Below are 20,467 nucleotides of genomic sequence, written 5' to 3'. Positions count from 1 at the left end.
TAATTTTGCCTGAGTAAAAAACCTAACGATCAACCATATGAAAAACGACATGAAGATAGCCATCATAGGAACAGGAGGAGCCGGAGGTTATTTTGGGGGTAAACTGGCACAAGCCGGATTTGACGTTACTTTTTTAGCCAGGGGAAAACACCTGAGTGCCATAAAGGAAAAGGGATTAACAGTCAAAAGTATTTTAGGAGACTTTCATGTGGCACAGGCAAAGGCCACGGATAAAATTTCAGAAATTGGAAAAGTTGATTTAATAATTCTTGGGGTAAAGGCCTGGCAAATTAAAGAATTAAGTGCGGAATTGATACCATTACTTCATGCAAAAAGTTTGATTTTGCCTTTGCAGAATGGAGTTTTGGCCACCGAAGAACTGACTGAAAAAATTGATGCTTCCCATGTGTTGGGAGGAGTTTGCCGGATTATAAGTAAAATTGAATCTCCTGGGGTGATTAATCATTTTGCTGCTCAACCCTCAATCATTTTTGGGAAAATTAATGAGCCGGTCTCTGCACAAATGCAAGATGTGAAATCTGTTTTTGATACTGTGGGAATTGATTCTAAAATCTCAGAAGATATTGCTTCGGAAATATGGAAAAAGTTTGCTTTTATTTGCGTAGGAGGACTATTAGCAATCACAGGACAGACTTTAGGTGAACTTAGGACCCTTGAAGAAACCAGGGAAATGATGATAAAATTATTGGCAGAAATTCACCTGCTTTCCACTAAAACTGGTATTTCGATTGGGACTGATTATGTGGAGAAAACCGTAGCTTTTATAGATGCCCTTCCTATGGATTCTACCTTCTCTCTTGCCAGGGATATCTGGGAAAACAGGCCATCAGAAATTGATTACCAAAATGGCAGTGTAGTTCGGTTAGGGGAAAGGTATGCAGTGGAAACACCTTTAAATAAATTTGTATATCACAGTATTCTGCCAAAAGAATTGAAAGCGAGGAAGGAAAAGTAGCATTTTAGCCAGAAAAGATCTGAACAATTACATGAATGTTCGAGTAATAGGGACTGCAATTTTATAAACAATACTTATTTAAAAATACTCCCTATGCCGAACATCAATAAAAATGGTTCTTCTCTTGATCTTCCAGCACTCAATTGCAAGGCAAATTGCTCTTTGAAGGGTACAAAATAAAATCCTGCTCCATAGCCTCTGTGCCAATAGTCCGCGGATTCCGGATCGGTTTCGGCCCACACTCTGCCTATATCATAAAAAACACTCATCCCAATTTTGAATGGGATAAAAGTGTTTTTCGTTTCTACAAATTGCCACCTTAACAGGGAATTCAAAAAAGCTTTAGACTCCCCGGTAAACCGGTTCCGTCTGTATCCCCTCAGGTCATTGAGCTGGCCCAGAGAAAACAATTTGTAATAAGGCAACTGGCCGCTTGTAATACCTCCTCCTACTCTCAATCCGAAGGTGAGCGGATTTTTAGCATAAGTAGACAGGTATTGTTCCATTTCCAGGGCTGAGATATTGACAAGCTTATCTTCTGATTGGGTAATGTTGCCGGTAAACTGTGTCAGTTTTAATCTGAAACCTCTTTCTGGTAAAGCCACTCTGTCCCGGAAATCCAATTCCAATAAACCTTTGAAGTAAATTAAATCCAAAGCAGAGGTCCCGAAAATGTCAGGGTTTTCAGCCAGAAAACTGCCTGCTCTTACCAGTCCTCTGTTTTTTTCATACTTTCCGGTCAATTCGATCAGACTTTGTTTCCAGAATTTTCGGGAAAGACCCAATGAAACTTTGATAGAATTGTACTGGGCCCTGTAGAAATCTTTGTCCTTGTTCTGGTCATTTTCGGTATCATTTCCTATGCCAAAGAAATAATTATAATTTAAAGGCTGGGAGATTTGAAATTCAGATATACCATCCCATTTTCCTATCAGGTACCGGATCTGGTTAGAATAACTCAATTCAAAATTACCCTGGGTAGTGACCGAACCTTTGATATGGTGCTTGGCACTAAAATCTGGCTTGGAAAAATTTTGTCTGGTAAAAGTGATACCACTGTTTAAAGCTAGTCCGATAAAGGGGTTGTAGGTAAGGGAAATCTGAGGGAAATAGGTGTTGTACTTAAAAGCAGTCCGGTTGTAATAATACAGGTCATCCTCTTTCGGGCGAACGCTCTTGCCCTCATTTCCCAGTTGATAACTGCCAGCCTCATCTTTATCATAAACCAGTGTATGTTTTCCCCCTTTTCCCACAATGGATTGATCTGTAATTTTGTCTTCTCCAAATCCACTGATTATTCTTACAAGAATAGAGGTTTCTGCCTCACCTTCCAGCAGAAAAACATCATCATTCATTAATCCAAATAAACGAATTTCCTGAGTTTCTTCCGGGTAAAAAATTCTTTGGTAATATTTTCGGTTTTCAATCGGCTGTTGTGTTTTTTTATCCAAATCAGTGACTTTTACCAAGACACTTCCATCAGGATTTCTTTTCACATAAAAATATTCAGATTTATTTGATCCTACTACATCCACTTCTTTGGCCAGTAATTTATAATATTCCTCTGCATATTTTGGCAGGTCCTTAATTCTGGCTTTTAGTTTATTTTCAATGATTTTTCCATCCGTTTCATAGATTTCCAAAGGCATATTTTTTACAGCTGCTTCCAGGTCTTTTGCGGAAATGATGGATTGGATTTCCCCTGCTGCTGCAATCCAGTCCTCTTTCGTGAGTTCATTGCCTAAAAACCGGTCCAAATGCCTGGCCTGCCACATGAGGCTTCTGAGGCCTTTAAGTTCATAATCAAAATTTTCCCCGCTTGGTTTAGCCCATTCCCTGTCAGCCAGGTAGGGGAATACACCGTCCCAACTTGAAAAAACATGATCGCGATCCCGAGGGATGGGTCTGTATCGCTTCCCGCCATCAAAATCATATTCTGCCCATTTCCAGTTATCTTCATGCTTTCCCCAGTCGCCTACAAGGATATCAAAAACCCTGGCTTTACAGAATTCTCCCTTCTCAATATAGCTGTCATGATCTTCATATAATTCTTCAAATAATTTATAGCTTTTTACAATGTCATCTGCGTCACCAAAAATTTGCTCATCATCTACATTGTCGGTAGGCCGGTCTTCCAGCATCCCCAGCAGGTTTTTGTATTGAGTTCTAAAAGTCCCAAGTTTATGGGCGTCAGGCAGTAGGTATAGTTTGGGATGGGCATGTAAAATCCCGATTTTGTTGAGTAAGGGATCTACCGCCATAGCCCCATAGGGTTGTTGGGTAGTGGTCTGATCTTTTACTACCTTGGACACAATTGTTCCCCTTAGGTCATAACTAATGGCTTTGGAAGGGTCTTTATCCACCGACCGAAAAACATATTCTTTCCCATTTCCAGCTTTCATTTTTAGGGAAGTAGTTTGCCGGCCACCACCTTTTTCCTTCACTGTTAATCCATTGAAAGTCGTATCTAAATTTAAATAAGGAACTTTCACCGGAGTGGTCCATGATTTCCGGTAATGTTCCCCCAGCCAAAACTTACCAAAATTACTCATCTGGTACTGAGGCCCGGCCATTACATGCACTTGTTTACTATAATCAATGGTGTCATTCTCTGGATTTGGCGGTGGGGACATACAAGGTTGATAGGCCTGGTTTCGCTGTGTATCTTCTGGATTTTTACAGGGAGACTTCAGTATTACCCCGGAATTTGCTGTTTGTAAATATTCTTCCTTCCACTGGTAAAACTGATAACTAATTTCTCCATTCTCTTGATAATTTAATTCAATAAATCCCTGTCTTTTAGATACAAAAGCAGGCTTCCCTAAATGGCTTACAAAGTGGCTTTTTCCAATACCCCCGCTGTTTACATAAAAGTTTTGATTTACCTTGATAATGGAATGGTTTCTCTCGTGACCAGAAGCAAAAATGAGGGAGTTATATTCCAGTAAAATATCATTCAGTTTATGTCTGAAAGCATCAAATTCCTCATTTACAATATCGGTACTTTTACCAATATTCTGATGATAAGCCACTACTGCATTCCCTACCAAAGGAGGAAAAAGGTAAGCAGACACTGGAAATTTCCCCCCATATTTTCCCATAGATTCTAAAGGGAAGTGAGAAATAAGCAACTGGTTTTTATTGCCACTTTCGTCCAGAATATCTTTAAATTCTTCCAGAAAAATATCCTCATCTGCATGATCGCAGATATCCATTGAAGGCAGTGGTTTTTCAAATGGATGGTTCCACCATTGCGAGTTAATGATCACCACTTCGAGCATGGGAGAAAAATTGAATACCCAGGGCCCCGGACAACCTTCCTCCAAATACAAGTGAACCCGTGAATGCTTTTTCTTTTTCAGGTTTTTTTCAAGTTCCTTCACCTGATCCCATCCATTTTTTCCGGAGTTATTCCAGTCTCTGTCCCCCTGAGTGATAAGCAATTGTAAATTTTGGTGTTGGTCAAGTACTTTTTCAGCTTCTGCTATCCAGTTTACAATATCTTTTTCCTCCAATTTTTTATGAAACAAATCTCCATTTATGACCCATAAAACTGGTTGCCTGTTTTGTTGGCAATACTGATCAATCATCTGAAACAACTGTTCGGGCTGCTTCAGATCGGTGGTATTTCCAGTGAGCACTACCTTAACATCCTGGGAATAAACATTAAAAGAAATAATCAAAAAGAATGGAAAAAAAAGTAAGTTTTTGCTCATGTGGACCAGAAAAAAAATTAAAACTGTACACAAATAAATTGAAAAAAGTTGGCGGATAGTGATTTTTGACTAACAAATAAAAAGGTTAAGGTGTTTTGGTTAATTTCAGAAGGGACATTTTTTTATACCTCCAAAAATCCAGGTTCAAAATAAAAGAAATATAATGATCTTTTGATTGGAATAGTTTCATCTATTCACCCGGAACAATTTTATTCGCATTTTTAATTTTTCTGATTATCTCTAAGTCGTTTAACCTCAGCTTCCAGGTATTGAATATATTCAAACTGCGGTGCAAAAGCTTTTTCAATTTCCTCCTGTGTAAATCTTGGAGTAAGGTGTTGCGGACAATTCCAGTCGAATGCTTTGATATGAAGCAAAATAACCCGCTCAGGCCTGTGTTTATAATCTGGCAAAGAAAGTCGTGCAGTCAGTTCGGGATTTTCCTCAAGCGAAAGCACTTCCAATTCTGCATAAATTTTTAACCTGGCCCTGGCCGGATAATCCACCAAAATGAGCGCCACCTTATTGTTGGTTTGGGCATTTCCCACAGTAATGTACTGTTTATTGCCCGAGAAATCGAGAAAGCCAAGAGTCTGGCTATTTAGGACCTTTAAAAACCCGGTAGGTCCTCCTCTGTGCTGAATATACGGAAAATCATTTGCGCCATGGGAAGCCATGTAAAAACTATTCCGGCCTTCAATTAATTTCGTTTCTCTTGGGCTTAATCCTTCCTGATCAGAGAAGCGCTCCATTTTTTCATAATTGGAGCGACTTCCATAAGCTTGCTGCAATTTTTTTATGGCCTCGGTAAAGGCAAGTTTTGCATAGTTCATGGTCGTTTTTTTAAAGAGTTAAGATTTGTCTAATCATCTGACTGGTAAATCCCCATTCATTGTCGTACCAGGTGAGCACCTTCAATAAATCCCCATCCACTACTTTAGTCATGGAAAGATCGGCTATAGAAGCAAATGGACTTTTGATGATGTCGGTGGAAACAAGAGGATTATTCGTAACTGCAAATACATTTTGATACCTTTCAGAATTGGCCTCCTGGGTTAAAATCTCATTCACTTCTTCCACTGAAGTAACACGATCCGTCACCAAAGTAATATCGGAAATAGAGCCGACAGGAACAGGCACTCTTACAGATAATCCATCAAACTTTCCGGTAAATTCAGGTAAGGCTTTGGCGGTGGCTTTTGCAGCTCCTGTTGTAGTGGGAATAAGGTTGTGCAAACCAGACCTGCCCATTCGGAAATCTTTTCCGGAAGGTCCGTCTACGGTTTTATTAGAGGCAGTGTCTGCATGGATAGTTGTCATGATGGCTTTTCTAATTCCAATTCTTCTGCCTAAAATTTCCATTACAGGACTGATATTATTGGTGGTACAGCTTGCACAGGAAAAAATGGAAGTTTTACCCTTCTCTGAATTCACTCCATGAACTACGGTAGGTACATCAGGGCTTTTTGTTGGGCCGGAAAGCACTACCGTTTTTGCTCCTGCAAGAATGTGTTTGGTGGCATCTTCTCCACTGGTAAAAATCCCTGTGCTTTCAATCACCACATCAATTTTTAAATCCTTCCAGGGTAAATTTTCAGGATTTTTCTCGTTGAAAAAAGCGATTTCCCTTCCATCAATAACCAGTGCCCCATCCAATACTTCTACCTTTTTCTCAAACCTGCCATGTACACTATCATATTGAATTAGGTAAGCGATGTTATCAATGGGTGCAATATCATTTACTGCTACCAATTCCAGGTCAGGATTTTCCAAAATTATTTTAAGGGAAGTCCTGCCGATTCTTCCCATTCCGTTTATTGCAATCTTTTTCATAAGCCTTAAAATTTGCGGTCTTTTTCTTCAATTGCTAAATCATTAATACTGGCAAATCTTTTCGCCATCAGTCCATTTTCATCAAACTCCCAGTTTTCATTGCCATATGCCCTGAACCATTTTCCTGATGCATTTCGATATTCATATTCAAACCGAACAGCAATCCGGTTTTCGGTATGTGACCAGTATTCCTTCTTCAATTTATAATCCAGCTCTTTCTCCCATTTTTCAGTGAGAAATTCAACAATAGCTTCACGTCCGTTTATAAATTGATCCCTGTTTCTCCATTCGCTATTCGGAGTATAAGCCAGGGCTACTTTTTCCGGGTTTTGAGAGTTCCAGGCATCTTCGGCCATTTGGATTTTTTGTTTTGCCGTTTCCTCATTAAAAGGGGGCAGGGGATGTTTTTTTTCCATTTGAGTTTCTATTTTTTTTTTGATTAAAAAGGAGCCTCCTTTCGGAGACTCCCTGCACATAGGGTGATTAAACAATCAATTGGGTTATCTCTGCCTTTACTCCTTCTTTACTAATGGTATTTGATTTTCTTTTAACCAAATCTCCCTTGTTAAAGAAAAGCAGTGTAGGTATACTTTTGATGCCATATTCACCAGAAAGCTCCGGGAATTGATCTACATTCACTTTTGCCAGTGTGGCTTTTCCTTTGAAATCATCAGATATATCTTCCAGAATGGGATGGATGGCCTGGCATTGGCCACACCAGTCTGCGTAAAAATCGACTACCACGACATCGTTATTTCTGATAGTCTCTTCAAAGTTCGAATTATTTAGAGGCTGTAACATGTGTTTTAAAAGTTTCAGGGTGAAGAATTAAGATTAATGGAATGGCATAGAGCCAGTGTCTGGTCAGGGTGATCAGGGGTACAAGAGGACCCAGTTTGGTTCCGGCAATTCCAGCGCCCAAAAGCGGTAACATAAAAAGCCAGACTAAGGCGATTGTTTCAGCTGTTGTAAATGTTAATGCTCTTGCCCAATTCGGACCCCATAAGGATGGAGCAACTCCGGCATAGATTACTGCCAGTAGAATTCCGTTGGCATAATGCCCGATTACTCCAAAAGCGAGTCCCAGTTCCGTTTTTTGACCAATAATGCCGGGAATATCCCACCATTGGCCTAACAAAACAAACCCTGCCAGGTCGAATGCAACTGTTCCCAGAACACCTGCAACAATGGCCTTTAGCCAGTTAATTTTTGTTTCCATGATGATTAAAATTTAGATTGAACATTTTATGGAAAGGGAAGTATTCCCTTTTCTGGTTTTATTGATTATTGATTTTCGATAAGAATTTTAAAATAGTGTTTGACATTTCTTTTCCATAAGTTTCCAGGGCAAAGTGCCCTGTATCATACAGATGAAATTCCAGATTTTTTAAATCCTTTTTATAAGCCCTGGCACCACTTTCCGGAAAGATTTCATCATTTTTACCCCAGATAATCAGGGTTTTAGGCTGGTAGTTTCTAAAATAAGCCTGCCACTCAGGATACCGCTCCAAATTGGTTTGGTAATCATAAAACAAGGTCAGCTGAATGTCCCTATTTTCAGGTCTTTCAAGATGACGCATGTCTATTTCCCAATTGTCCGGACTAATTAATGAGGGATCATTCACACCATGTGTATATTGCCACTTTAAGCCTTCTGGGGAATGAAATTTCTCCAGTTGATGAGCAGCTTCAGTGGATTTATTTTTCCAATATTGTTTAAAAGGAATCCAAAAATCTTCCAGCCCTTCTTCATAGGCATTTCCATTTTGGATGATCAGTGAGGTTATCCGCTCCGGATATTTTTGGGCAATTCTAAATCCTATAGGAGCACCATAATCCATGAGATAAAAGCTGTATTTTTCCAGCTTTTTCAATTTTATAAAGCCCTCTACCGTATGTGTAATATGCTTAAATGTGTAATCAAATTCTGCCATAGGAGGTTGTTCGCTTCTGCCAAATCCAGGATAATCGGGAGCAAGTACATGATACTGAACAGACAGGTCTGTTATCAAATTGCGAAACATATACGATGATGTCGGATAACCATGCAAAAGCACTATAGTTGGGTTTTCAGGATTTCCAGCCTCCCGATAAAAAATAGAAAGTCCATCAACCTGAATAGTATTGTGTTGGGTCGGATATACCATTTTAAGTTGTTGTGCTCCTAAAGAAACATCCTTAAAAGAAAAAATGCTGATTGTGGCTATTGAAAGAAACACAAGGGCCATTACAGAGTTAAAGATTTTAGTTTTCATGATGGTATTTTGAATTATCCGATGAGATAATTTTTATTTTTTTAACAGACTTTCAACTTCTGCGGTAGAAAATACATGACTGGCCAGGAATCTAAAATTGGTTTGGGCCGCTGCGTTTCCATCCAATCCGGGAACAATAGCAGAGGCAGTGGCATCCCCAACTACAGCGACTTCAAAGCCATCTTCCAATAATTCCCTTAAATGAGATTCTACACAAAGATTTCCGGACATTCCCGCCAATATTACCTTATCTATTTTTTGCTTTCTAAGCTGTAAACTCAAATCATTTTGTTCCGGACCGAAGACTTTATGAGGCCCCACCACAGTGACCAGTTCTTTTTCAATATAGGGTTTGTAACGGTCCAGGAAATCGGCTCCTGAGCCTACAAAACCTTCTACAGATAATTGATCTCCCCGGTCGAACATGGAAATATTGTGCATAAGTTTTTCCAATGCTCCCTCAAACTTCCAGTGATGGTCGTGTTCATAATAATAGTGGGGTGAAATAAACACTTTAATGTCATTGGCCTCTGCGAGTTTAAAAAGTGTCTCCAAATTGTCTACAGTGTTATTTTTTGTGACACTTTCCCCAATCACCCCCCAGGATACTCCATCCGGACTCAGAAAGTCATTTTGAGGATCAGTAATCACAATTGCTGTGTATTCATCAACTTCGAAACCTGGATCAGGTATCTGTGCATGAACGCCAGAGCCAGACAGGATGATTACTACAATAAAGATAATGAGATTGAACATTTGCTTTTTCATTTTTTGTTTTGTTGGGTTATAGTAAAAAATTCATTTATATACAGACAAGTCTGTTTGTTTTGATTAAAAAAAATTCCCCTTTATTTGTTTAATAATTTTTGGCAAACATTTTTGGCTTTTAAAATTGGCCAGGCTGCTTTTTGAATTTGGGACAACATAATTGCCCCCTCAAGTAGTACCATGATTTCATCTCCGAGTTCCTCGGCTTCATTTTCTGAATATTGTTTATCCTCCTTTACCAGGTCCTGAATCCATTTCCTGAGCACATTTTTATGATATAGTGTCTGGGCTTTAATTTTTGTGTGGTCTTTTGGTAAATCCGTGATAATATTCTGGAAGCCACATCCCCTGAACCCAACCTCAGTTAGCCAGCTGTTAAGGTACTCAAAGCTTGATAACACCTTATTTTTATAATCAGTTTGGCCAGAAACAAAATCGAATAGATTATTCATCCAGATCTGGTGTCTTCTTTCCAGATAAGCCACTGCGATGTCTTCTTTAGAACGAAAATGTTGATACATACTCGCCTTTGCCACATTGGCCTCCTCAATAATCTGATTTATACCAGTCTGGTTATAGCCCTCATTGTAAAATAATCTTGAGGCTGTTTCAATTATCCGTTCTTTTACTCCCGATCTTTTCATATTACAACAATACGGGGAATTTTCCTAAATGAACAGACTTGTCTGTATTTTTAACATTTTTTAACATTTAGTATTCGCACAATTGTCCTGATTTTCATTTTCAGATTTTTAATAAATGTTCCTTTTTTGATTTCCTCCTAAAATAAGACCTGGATTTCCTTTCATTCCTGTTGCCCATCCTTAAAAGGTCCTGATAAATAATTCCGGACGAATAAGGGATCATCTCACCCCAACTTTGAAGTATTAAAATTTTTGAAAATCAAAAAACATCATGAAAAACTATTTAACTCTTGTTTTACCTATTGTCCTGGTTTTAATTCAAATTTCCTGTAGCGAGGATGACCCGGCTCCCGCACCAGTTGTGGGGACTTACACCTCTGCCAGCGCATTTTTGGAAGAAATTGAATTTTCGGGAAGTATTCTCATCAGGAAAGGGAATAAGGATATTGTGAGATCTGGTTTTGGTATGGCGGACAAATCTACTAACATCTTCAATTCCACAGCACACATTTACCGGATTGGATCAATGACCAAGGCATTCACAGCCATTGGAATTGTCAACTTGAAAAGGGATGGTTTCATCCAGAGTTATGACCAGCCCATCAGTGATTTTATAGACGACTTTCCAAAGGGGAATAAAATAACATTACGTCATCTTTTAACCCATTATTCGGGCATCCCAGACTACTTTGCCCATGTAGATCCATTTTCCCAAAATCAAAATGTCTCCATTTCTACAGAAGATATTTTGGATTTAATAGTGGAAGTGGCCACAACTGATGGATTATTATTCGAGCCGGGAGCGGAATATTCTTATTCGAATTCAAATTATTTTATGTTGGGATTGCTCATAGAAGATTTAACAGGTATGAGCTACCATGAATATTTAAATCAAAAAATTATGGAGCCTTTGGGACTTTCTACCATTAAGGAAGGGCCAAATGAAATGACAGATGAAAGTTATGCCAAAGGTTATAAGGATGGGGTAGAGGTGGCCCCGTATCCCATGCATTTTGCCTTTAGTGCCGGAGACCTGATTAGTAATATAGAAGATATGGAAAAATGGGGTGATGCCTTATTGGGAAATCAATTTTTAACAGAAGAAGAGAAATCAGAAGTATTTGTGGCAGCACCTGCGGAAGATGGTTATTATGCCATTGGTTTTGGCTGGAATACCATGAGAGAAAATGGAAACCTCATGTATTTCCACGGTGGGGATATTGATGGATATAGCAGCCTGATTGCATTGCTCCCGGAATCGAACAGCTTGATTGTAGTATTGGGAAATGAGGAAGATGGAGGAACCAAAAGAAACCTCATTCTGGAAGCGCTGACCAAACACGAATTTCAATTTAATTAATACCTAAGTACTCAAAATAATTATTTCCAATTTTCTTATTAAAAACTCAAAAAATGAAACAATTAGTTTTTTCAGCAATACTGTTATTCACGGCTTTTAATGCCTTTACTCAAAACATGACGCATACCACACCTGTAAGGAAGCGGTTTACCATTGGCGCATCTGTGGGTGGAGGAGTGATTCACTTTACAAATGGATTGGAATCATCCGAAACCCAGGGAGGATTTTCATTACTAAATTTAAAACTAGGATGGTTTGTGAATAATGATCTGGCAATTTATCTTAATACCCCAGGCCAAATTTATGAGCTCAATAACAAAGACCGAAGTTTTGAGGGATACATCCCTTCGGTGCAATATTGGGCTGCTGATAAATGGTGGGTAAGTGGAGGATTCGGAGTAGCCCTGGATATGCCTGCGATTTACGAAAAAAGAAGCGAACTGGATGAAAAAAATAATTGGGGAAAAGGGGTTTTGCTGGGTACCGGATATGAAATTAAACAGACTAAAAAATGGGCATTGGATTTACAGGCACATGTGTTTATGGCCAGTGTTAAGCTGGATAACGGAAAAAGTAGAGAAGGAACTTCATTCACCATGGGGCTTGGTTTTACATTCTATTAAATTTAAAAACAGGCTCTTATTTAAATAAACACAACAAATGAAAAAAATATTAGTAGCAGGATCGACCGGATACCTGGGAAGTCATTTAATAAAAGCACTTATTCAACATGACGTGGATTTTAAAGCGATTGCCAGGAATCGTACTAAGTTGGTGAACCTGGGTGTAAAGAAAGAACAAATGATTATTGCAGAAGCTACAGACCCAACTTCGCTAAAAGGTACATTTGAAGGGTTAGACATGGTGATTTCCTCATTGGGAATCACCAGACAAAAGGACGGGCTAAATTATATGGATGTGGATTATCAGGCTAATATGAACCTCTTAAACGAAGCGAAGGCTGCCGGAATTCAAAAATTCATATATGTTTCGGCCATTAACGGGGATAAGATGAGGCAACTAAAAATAATGGAAGCCAAAGAAAAGTTTGTGGATGCCTTAAAAGATTCAGGTTTGGACTATATCATCATCCGGCCAAACGGATTCTTTTCAGACATGAAGGATTTTTTAGAAATGGCAAAAACGGGAAAAGTGTACCTTTTTGGCAGAGGAGAATATAAGCTTAATCCCATTCATGGGGAGGATTTAGCCAACTTCATTTTGGAGTCGCTGGATTCTAAGGAAAATCAAATTGCTATAGGTGGTCCGGATATTTTAACACAAAAAGAAATAGCAACCCTGGCCCTGAAAGCTTTTGGCAAGCCAGAAAAAATTATTCATCTACCGGATTGGATCAGGAAAGCCACTATTTCAGTAATGAGGATTTTTACTTCCGCCAAAACTTACGGACCTTTTGAATTCTTTCTTACCATGATGGCCCAGGATAATATAGCCCCCAGGTATGGAATCCATCGCTTAAGTACCTTTTTCCACCAGGAAGCTGATCAAATATCAGTTATGGAAAGTACGGTTTGAAAGCAAGGGATGGCCCGGGAGTTTGATTTGGTTTTTCCCATGGAGAAAAAAAATCACCTTTTGGAAAGGGAAGAAATTGTTTACAAAAAACTAAAATCAGACTTCCATATACAAGCAAAAATTAACTTGAATGTAAAGCAGGTAATCATTTGATCCGGTGAATACCCTTTAAATTCTAATTTGTAACTTTCACATTTTCAGCAGGGTGTCTTATTCATTCAGTGTGAACAAGCATTGAACCGACTTTGGACGTCTCAAATTTTTCTTCTGTGGATTAAGCATGGTAAATTGAGATGAGTTATTCACTAATCTTTATTCACATGCTGCTCAAAACTACTGTTCTGCTGGTCTTTATTCTTTCCTTTATTTTTGAAATACAAACAACTTTAGCACAAAATGAGAACCCAAATATTATCTGGCTTTTAGCCGAAGACCTTTCTCCGGATCTAGGTTGCTATGGCAATGGGATTGTTCAAACACCAAATATTGACCAGCTGGCCAGCAATGGCCATTTATACCACAAAGTTTTTACCACTTCTCCGGTTTGTTCCCCAAGCCGGACTGCTTTGGGCACGGGAATGTACCAGAATTCCATTGGGGCCTATCACATGAGATATGCTGAAAAGGATAAGCCCGAATTGCCGGAAGGAATTATACCCCTCACCAAAATTTTTAATGATAATGGATATTTCACTGCAAAAATCAAAGATGAGATAGGGACAGGGAAGTCGGATTGGATGTTTAAAGTACATCAGAAACCTTTTCAGGGAAACAGTTGGGAAGATATTAAAAATCATCAGCCATTTTTTGCCCAGGTAAATTTCAGGCTGACCCACCGGGATTTCGAAGAAGACAAGAAACGGCCAATTTCTCCTGAAGAAGTAAGTGTTCCTCCCTATTATCCGGATCATCCTGTGGTGAAACAGGACTGGGCAAGTTATCTGGAAAGTGTGCAATTGTTGGATGCGCAGGTAGGACAGGTCATTCAAAAGTTAAAGGAAAACGGTTTGTATGAAAATACAATAATTATTTTCTTTTCCGATCATGGAAGGCCATTTACAAGAGGCAAGTGTTTTAATTATGAAAGTGGTCTGCAAATTCCCCTCATTATTTCTATCCCCCAAAACATTAAGGTGCCCAAAGGTTATAAAAACGGGAAAGAAAATTCCGATTTAATCAGTGCTATTGATGTGGCGGCCACTTCTCTGGCACTGGCAGGCATAAGCAAGCCGGAATATATGGAAGGGAAGGTTTTTTTGGGAAAGGAAAAAGAGGTTAAAAGGAAATATATTTTTAGTTCTACCGACCGGATTGGGGAAACCTTTTTCAAAACAAGAAGTATAAGAACGGAAAAATTCAGGTATAACAGAAATTATAACCATGGCTTTTCCATAAATGAAGGGGCTACCTATTACCGCAAAGCCAAACATCCAGTTTACCATGTACTGAATATTCTTGATGAAAAAGGAATGTTAACTTCGGATCAGGCCAGGTTATTAGCCCCATTACCTGAAGAAGAATTATATGACCTGGAGCGTGATCCTTTTGAACTACAGAACTTGGCAACAGCTCCGGAATGGCAAAAAGAAAAAAAGCGACTTTCCGATATTTTGGACAAATGGCTGGAGGATATCAATGACAAGGGCCTGGAAGAAGATTCAGAAAACATTAAGCAACATTTTGAAGACTATAGGAAAATGTCTTTTGAAAGGTATTCGGAAGCGATTGAAAAGCAAAAAGCAAGGGTAATGACTGCCATCGAACAAAAACCCTGATTCAGGCCTATTGAGTACCTCATTTTCAGGATAAAGAAACGATGAAGACAAAATAATTCCTTAAATTATAAAAAAAAACCTTTCCCATGGGGTCAAATTGAAAAAGGGCTCCCTATAGCTTACAAAGGGTTTCAATTTTTATCGAGCCTTTTTCAAACTTTCATCAGCCTTAAGTTTTATTACTATCCTTTAAAAAAGGAAATCTTACTATCCACAAACTGAATATGAAAAATGAAAGAACTAAATGCGGAAGGCTCCGGTCCTGAATATAAAGTTGGAAGTTTTAGCGGATCAGCTTTCAGCTCTGGTCAAAAGGAGGCAGGAAGGAGCGATTATGAAATTTGGATTTCCTTTAAAAAAGGGGATGAATCGGCCTTTAATCTTATCTACAGAAAATACACTGCTTTGTTGTTTAATTTTGGATACCAGTATACTGATAATATTGAGCTTATCCGGGATTGCACGCAAAACATGTTTATCGATTTGAGGAGGCAAAGAAACAACCTTTCGGATGTTACTTCTATAAAAGCCTACCTGTTTAAAGCTTTATCAAGAGAAATCATCAGGAAGCTTAACAAAGAAAAGAGGTACATTTTTAATTCCACTACTATTGAGGAAAAAGGATTTGGGATTGAATTATCTACAGAGACAAAAATAATTCGCGAAGAATTTTCCAAAGAAAATCTGGAAATGCTGAGCAAGGCACTGGAAACCCTTACCTCAAAACAGAGACAAGCCATATTGTTATTTTATAAAGAGGGATTTTCCTACATAGAACTGGCTCAGGCCATGGAACTCAAAAATGCAAAGTCAGCCCGGAAACTACTTTACAGGGCTTTGGCAGCCTTGAAAAAAGAGTTTGGAGAAGGACATAACGATGGATTTATGCCTTCTGTGCTTCTTCCGGTTTTGTTAAGTTCTCTGGGAACTTTCACCGCTTACCATTCAATAAAATAATTGAAAATTGAACAGAATGAATTATTCAGAATATCATATAAATGACTTCCTGACAGATGAGTTTTTTGTAAGTTGGGTAAGAGAACCAAATGAAGAAACAAATCATTTTTGGAGCAAATGGCTTGTAAATCATCCTGAAAAAGCTAAAGATATTAGAAAAGCCCGCCATTTAGTCAGCCTCATCCAATATAAGCGAAACATTGAACTGGAGGATAGCATGTACACCGGCATGTTTGAAGAGATCATGAAAGCTGAAAAAAGACAACAGGAGAAGCCAATATCCCGTCACTTTAAATTTCCCTTTTCCACCTGGATGAAAGGACTAGCGGCCTCTCTGTTAATAATGGGAGGACTTTCCTATTACCTGTTTTTCTTTGTTTTTCAACCTGGTCCCCATTCAGACACTGCTGTAAAAATTATTGAAAAGGATAATCCTTTTGGTGTGAAAACCTCATTTTCACTTAGTGATGGAACAAAAGTAAAACTGAATTCAGGGAGTAAGCTCCGTTTACCGGAAACATTCACAGGGGCGACCAGAGAGGTGGAATTAATTGGAGAGGCCTTTTTTGAGGTTAAAAGGGATACAGCTCATCCTTTCATCATTAAATCTGGAAATATTTCTACGCTGGTGCTGGGGACTTCTTTTAATATCAAAGCTTTTCCCTGGGAAAATTCTATTAAAGTTTCTGTAGTGACTGGAGAAGTAAGGGTAGAAAACCAGACAAAAAATGAGGCCATTACCCTATTGCCAGGAGAACAGGCAAAATTTGATATATCTTCTCTCTCGCTAAAAAAAGGGTGGTTTGAATCAGATGAAATCAGCTGGATAGATGGAAAAATTATTTTTAAGGCGGCTACATTCCCTCAGATAATCGACAAACTGGAGCAGTGGTATGGTGTAGAATTTATTCTGGAAAGGGAAATCAAATTAAAGAAAGGATTTACCAGTGAGTACCAAAACGAGTCTCTCGATCACCTGCTGGAAGGCTTAAGTTTCATTGGAAAATTCGAGTTTGAGATTAAAGATAAAAAAGTCTACATCAGATAAGGACTTTTTTAAATCCTCAATAATTCACAAAACCCGATTGAATAATGCATATAGTTTTCAACACTTCCTAAAAAATAAGCCAGTCCTACGATGGTAAAACTGGCTAAAATGAACAGGAACCCCTGAATAACACTTTGGCGAGCGGTCTCAGGGATATCCTTCAGATTTTTTCAAATAATTATTTTTCAAAAACCTACATAAAAATATGAAATTGAAAACATTACGGCAAATTATTATAATGACAAAATATGCCTTTTACGGATTGTTTTTGCAGTCCTTATTATACAGTATGCTTTTGGCCAGCAGTTCGGTGGCTCAAAAAAGTGTGGACGATATATTTTTAAGCATTCAGTTTAGAAATGATAATCTTGATGGAGTTTTTAACAAGATACAGGCGAAAACAGGTTTCATTTTCGCTTACGATGAAAAGCTGCTTGAAACAGAGAAGGAAATTGATATCGCTTTTAAAGACGAATCTCTTGGAGATATATTGAGGTATATTTCCAAAGACATGAAATTGAGTTTTAAGCGGGTAAATCAGCATATCAATGTTTCCCAAAAATCTTTTATCAATAAAAATGTAGTTGAAGTAATTGATAAATTTAAAGTCCCTCAGGTTCAGATAAGTGGGAAAGTTACCAGTGATGAAGCAAACGAACCTCTTCCCGGTGTGAGTATCCTGATTAAGGGAACCACAAACGGAACCACCTCAGATTTTGATGGCAATTATTCCCTGATGGTCAGCCCGGGAGCTATTTTAATGTACAGTTATATTGGTTATGAAACCCAGGAGGTAGAAGTAGGAAACGCCAGTGTCATAAATATTACCCTTAAAGCAGATTTGGAGCAATTGGAAGAGGTGATTGTGATTGGATATGGTACTCAGAAAAAGGAAAATCTTACCGGGGCAGTGGGAATTGTGGAATCAAAAGAGATTGTAAAACAACCTGTGATGCAGACCTCTCAGGCTTTAATGGGTACTGTTCCGGGGGTTACCGTATTACAAAACTCAAGTCAGCCGGGATTTGATGAAGCTACAATCAGAATCAGGGGAATTGGTACATTAAGCAATTCCGATCCGCTTGTATTGATTGATGGAGTTCCCGGTAATATCAACGGCATTGATCCCAATGATATAGAAAGTCTTTCCGTATTAAAAGATGCAGCTTCAGCCTCTATTTATGGCTCAAGGGCTGCCAATGGTGTGATTGTGATTACCACCAAAAGAGGGAAAGAAGGCAAATTTTCAGTTTCCTACAGAGGATATGGTGGATGGCAGGAGCCCACCAATTTACCCAATTACCTGGATGGTCAGGGTTATATGGAAAATTATAATCTTGCATTTGAAAATCAGGGCTCAGCACCGCCATTTTCCCAACAGGAAATTGACGATTGGGTAGCCAATCATCAAACTGACCCGGATCATTACCCCAATACAGACTGGCTAGGTGGAACTTTTACCGAAAGTGGTTTTCAACAACACCATAATGTAACTATTTCAGGTGGAAATGAAATGGCTCAGGTTTTAGCTTCTGTTTCCATCATGGATCAGGATGGAAACATTCCTAATTTCAATTTTAAGCGGTATCAGGCCAGAATAAATACTGACTTGAAAGTTTCGGAAAAAGTAGGGTTTAATTTTGATTTAAATGTGAGACGATCCATCCGGCAGATGTCTGCTGCTAGCCTGAGTGAAATCGTACAGCAGGCCAACAGAATCCCTCCAATATTTGTAGGACAGTATTCAGATGGTTCCTGGGGTCCAGGATGGAATGGTATTTCCAACAGTATTGCCCAGTCTCAGGCTTCCGGCTTTAACAGAGATCAGTTCAATTATTTCAGGGGAATAATTAAAGCCTATTACAGACCGGTTAAAGGTCTGGAGCTTTCGCTGAAGTATGCACCTGAATATTCGGGAAGCTTTGAAAAAACCATGCGAAAATCCTACAATGTTTACAACATTGACACCAAAGAGCTGGAACAGGTAGTTCCCCCATTAAACAACCTCTGGCAACAGCACTCTCAGGGATTCAATAATTATTTCAATGGATTGGTTACCTATGAAAAAACCTTTGGGGAAAATTATTTTAAAGTATTGGGTGGTTATGAATTGATCACCGATAAATATGAATATTTCAATGCTTATAGAGACAATTTTGCCTTGCAGGATTATGAGGAATTGAATGCCGGTGCACAGACCAATATGCAAAATGAAGGTTCAGCCAGAGAATGGGGATTACAGTCGTATTTTACCAGAGTAAATTATGATTATAAAGGCAAATATCTGCTGGAAGGTAATTTAAGATATGATGGTTCTTCCAGATTTTCGGAAGGAAATAAATATGGGCTTTTTCCATCCTTTTCTGCCGGGTGGAGAATCTCGGAGGAGGCTTTTTTGTCTTCAGCCACCCTTATCAATGAGTTAAAAATAAGAGGTTCCTGGGGGCAATTGGGAAATCAGAATATAGGAAATTATCCATTTGCTTCTACCATTGCTTTAGGCAGAGATTATATTTTTGGAAATGCACCAGCAAGTGGGGCTGCTCAGCTGGATATGGCTAATAATGACATTTCATGGGAAACTACTGAAAGTATTGATATTGGGCTGGACCTTTCGATTTTGGAAAACAGATTAAACTTTACCTTCGATTACTTCAAAAGAAATACATATGATATTCTATTGGAGTTGCCAGTGCCAGCCACAATCGGGCTGAATGCCCCCACCCAAAATGCCGGTGAAGTAGAAAACAAAGGCTGGGAAATGAGCCTGGGCTGGAATGATGAAAAAGGAGATTTTTCTTATGGAATTAATTTCAATATCTCAGATGTCATCAACAGAGTTACTGATCTAAAAGGTACAGGACCCTATATAAATAATTATTCTATCATCCAGGAAGGTTATCCTATTAATTCTTTATATGGTTACAAAAACACTGGTTTCTTCCAATCAGAAGATGAAATTGCCGGTAGTCCATCCCAAATCGGAACTCTTGCTCCTGGAGATTTGAAGTATGAAAACCAACTCACAATTGATACTAATGGAGATGGCATTCCGGATGAGGCTGATGATGTCATCAATTCCGAAGACAGGGTAGTGCTCGGTGATCCTTTTCCAAGAATGACCTATGGCATTAATCTTTTTGCGGGATTTAAAGGATTTGACCTGTCTGTATTTCTACAAGGCGTGGGGAAAAGAGATGTTTACATGCAGCAGGATGCTGTTTGGGCATTTTTCAATGGGGGAAAAATTCAGGACTGGCATTTAAATTACTGGACGCCTGATAATCCAAATGCTGCTTATCCACGGCTTACCGCAGGAACTACCGGAAACAATTATCAGGTTACCGATTTCTGGATGTGGAGTTCTGCATATTTAAGGATGAGAAACCTTACCATCGGCTACAATTTCCCAACTTCAGTATTGGAAAAAGCAGCCATTAATAAGCTCAGGATTTATTTTTCCGGCCAGAATTTATTTACCCTGGATGACATGCCCCAGGGTTATGATCCGGAAGCACCTAATGGTGTGAATGGTACGCTTTACCCAATTACTGCGGTGTATACATTTGGCCTTGATCTTTCTTTCTAATTTAAATAGT

At 38.8% G+C, this 20,467-nt stretch carries 17 protein-coding genes; 8 read left to right on the top strand and 9 right to left on the bottom strand.

Annotated elements, in window-relative coordinates; all coding sequences use genetic code 11:
* Window positions 1-37 precede the first annotated feature (37 nt).
* Window positions 38-976, top strand: a complete 939-nt coding sequence (locus A3EM_RS0119325; protein WP_020529892.1) for a ketopantoate reductase family protein — start codon at window positions 38-40, stop codon at window positions 974-976.
* Between the two features lie 74 nt (window positions 977-1,050).
* Here A3EM_RS0119325 and A3EM_RS0119320 read toward each other — a convergent pair whose 3' ends face one another.
* The 9 genes from A3EM_RS0119320 to A3EM_RS0119275 all read right to left on the bottom strand — a co-directional run bounded on the left by A3EM_RS0119320 (window position 1,051) and on the right by A3EM_RS0119275 (window position 10,192).
* On the bottom strand, window positions 1,051-4,692 hold the full coding sequence (locus A3EM_RS0119320) for a BamA/TamA family outer membrane protein (protein ID WP_020529891.1): 3,642 nt from the start codon (window positions 4,690-4,692) through the stop codon (window positions 1,051-1,053).
* Between the two features lie 221 nt (window positions 4,693-4,913).
* Complete coding sequence (locus A3EM_RS0119310; protein ID WP_020529890.1) at window positions 4,914-5,525, bottom strand: pyridoxamine 5'-phosphate oxidase family protein; 612 nt, start codon at window positions 5,523-5,525, stop codon at window positions 4,914-4,916.
* Window positions 5,526-5,535: 10 nt separating this feature from the next.
* Window positions 5,536-6,525, bottom strand: coding sequence for a type I glyceraldehyde-3-phosphate dehydrogenase (locus A3EM_RS0119305; RefSeq protein WP_020529889.1), 990 nt, complete (start codon window positions 6,523-6,525; stop codon window positions 5,536-5,538).
* 5 nt (window positions 6,526-6,530) lie between these two features.
* The gene (locus tag A3EM_RS0119300) at window positions 6,531-6,941 is read right to left on the bottom strand and encodes a nuclear transport factor 2 family protein (RefSeq protein WP_026210409.1); all 411 of its coding nucleotides are present in this window, start codon (window positions 6,939-6,941) and stop codon (window positions 6,531-6,533) included.
* Window positions 6,942-7,008: 67 nt separating this feature from the next.
* Window positions 7,009-7,326 carry a thioredoxin gene (gene trxA / locus A3EM_RS0119295; protein WP_020529887.1) on the bottom strand — a complete coding sequence of 106 codons (318 nt, stop codon included), beginning with the start codon at window positions 7,324-7,326 and terminating at the stop codon, window positions 7,009-7,011.
* Window positions 7,307-7,744, bottom strand: coding sequence for a hypothetical protein (locus tag A3EM_RS42970; RefSeq protein ID WP_020529886.1), 438 nt, complete (start codon window positions 7,742-7,744; stop codon window positions 7,307-7,309). The genes trxA and A3EM_RS42970 overlap by 20 nt, the downstream gene beginning before the upstream one ends.
* Before the next feature lie 58 nt (window positions 7,745-7,802).
* Window positions 7,803-8,780, bottom strand: a complete 978-nt coding sequence (locus tag A3EM_RS0119285; RefSeq protein WP_020529885.1) for an alpha/beta fold hydrolase — start codon at window positions 8,778-8,780, stop codon at window positions 7,803-7,805.
* 33 nt (window positions 8,781-8,813) lie between these two features.
* Complete coding sequence (locus A3EM_RS0119280; RefSeq protein ID WP_020529884.1) at window positions 8,814-9,548, bottom strand: cysteine hydrolase family protein; 735 nt, start codon at window positions 9,546-9,548, stop codon at window positions 8,814-8,816.
* Between the two features lie 80 nt (window positions 9,549-9,628).
* Window positions 9,629-10,192 carry a TetR/AcrR family transcriptional regulator gene (locus A3EM_RS0119275; RefSeq protein WP_020529883.1) on the bottom strand — a complete coding sequence of 188 codons (564 nt, stop codon included), beginning with the start codon at window positions 10,190-10,192 and terminating at the stop codon, window positions 9,629-9,631.
* 271 nt (window positions 10,193-10,463) lie between these two features.
* On the opposite strand from A3EM_RS0119275, the gene A3EM_RS0119265 reads away from it, so the two are divergent.
* From A3EM_RS0119265 to A3EM_RS0119230, 7 genes are all read left to right on the top strand, one after another.
* Window positions 10,464-11,552: a serine hydrolase domain-containing protein gene (locus tag A3EM_RS0119265; RefSeq protein WP_020529881.1), complete on the top strand. Its 1,089-nt coding sequence runs from the start codon at window positions 10,464-10,466 to the stop codon at window positions 11,550-11,552.
* Window positions 11,553-11,605: 53 nt separating this feature from the next.
* Window positions 11,606-12,175, top strand: a complete 570-nt coding sequence (locus A3EM_RS0119260) for a hypothetical protein (protein ID WP_020529880.1) — start codon at window positions 11,606-11,608, stop codon at window positions 12,173-12,175.
* Between the two features lie 37 nt (window positions 12,176-12,212).
* Window positions 12,213-13,088, top strand: coding sequence for an SDR family oxidoreductase (locus A3EM_RS0119255; protein ID WP_020529879.1), 876 nt, complete (start codon window positions 12,213-12,215; stop codon window positions 13,086-13,088).
* 293 nt (window positions 13,089-13,381) lie between these two features.
* A complete protein-coding gene (locus A3EM_RS42965; protein ID WP_052323369.1) occupies window positions 13,382-14,863 on the top strand; it encodes a sulfatase family protein in 1,482 nt (493 codons plus the stop codon).
* A 231-nt stretch (window positions 14,864-15,094) separates the two neighbouring features.
* The gene (locus tag A3EM_RS42960; protein WP_020529876.1) at window positions 15,095-15,820 is read left to right on the top strand and encodes an RNA polymerase sigma factor; all 726 of its coding nucleotides are present in this window, start codon (window positions 15,095-15,097) and stop codon (window positions 15,818-15,820) included.
* Between the two features lie 16 nt (window positions 15,821-15,836).
* Window positions 15,837-16,868 carry a FecR family protein gene (locus A3EM_RS0119235; protein ID WP_020529875.1) on the top strand — a complete coding sequence of 344 codons (1,032 nt, stop codon included), beginning with the start codon at window positions 15,837-15,839 and terminating at the stop codon, window positions 16,866-16,868.
* A gap of 205 nt (window positions 16,869-17,073) precedes the next feature.
* On the top strand, window positions 17,074-20,457 hold the full coding sequence (locus A3EM_RS0119230; protein WP_020529874.1) for a SusC/RagA family TonB-linked outer membrane protein: 3,384 nt from the start codon (window positions 17,074-17,076) through the stop codon (window positions 20,455-20,457).
* The last annotated feature ends 10 nt before the right edge of the window (window positions 20,458-20,467 follow it).

The sequence above is a fragment of the Flexithrix dorotheae DSM 6795 genome (assembly GCF_000379765.1).
In the GTDB taxonomy this organism is placed as follows: Bacteria; Bacteroidota; Bacteroidia; order Cytophagales; family Flammeovirgaceae; genus Flexithrix; species Flexithrix dorotheae.
This window is presented reverse-complemented; position numbering and strand designations above follow the sequence as displayed.